The sequence below is a fragment of the Paraburkholderia sp. BCC1885 genome (genome assembly GCF_900996235.1).
GTDB lineage: Bacteria > Pseudomonadota > Gammaproteobacteria > Burkholderiales > Burkholderiaceae > Paraburkholderia.
On sequence record NZ_CAAJGM010000118.1, the window covers coordinates 1 to 477 of the forward strand.

The window sequence follows — 477 nt, forward strand, 5'->3', positions numbered from 1 at the left end:
AGGACTCAGCTTCGCTATCGATCAAGCCAGCCTTGAACCGAAGCGCGGCGATGCGCGTGGTCGACTATATCGACGCGCATCTCGACCGGAGCCTGACGCTCGCCGAGCTGGCCGAGGTTGCCGGGCTCAGCGTGCCGCATTTCAAGCTCTTGTTCCGGCGGACGTTCGGGACGCCCGTGCATCGATTCGTGGTGGAGAAGCGCGTCGAACGCGCGAAGCGGCTGCTTCTACAAGGCAAGCTTCCGGTCAGCCAGGTCGCGCTCGATTGCGGCTTCGCGCATGCGAGCCATATGGCGCACTGGATGAAGCGCATGCTGGGGGTGACGCCGAGGGAGGTAGAACAAAGCGAGCGGAGGACATAACACTGCGGCACCGGTACCGTGGCTTCGCTGCAACTCGCGCACTCCGTCCCGCATCCCGGTAGTTACCCCATGACATGCAAGAATCATAATGCCGTTATGATTCTTGCATGAACAC

The 477-nt window shown here is 61.4% G+C and carries 1 protein-coding gene; it reads left to right on the plus strand.

What is annotated here, in order from left to right; all coding sequences use genetic code 11:
• The coding region (locus tag FQ755_RS12890; protein ID WP_144154719.1) for a helix-turn-helix domain-containing protein at positions 1-362 on the plus strand (362 nt) is incomplete at its 5' end.
• Between the last annotated feature and the right edge of the window lie 115 nt (positions 363-477).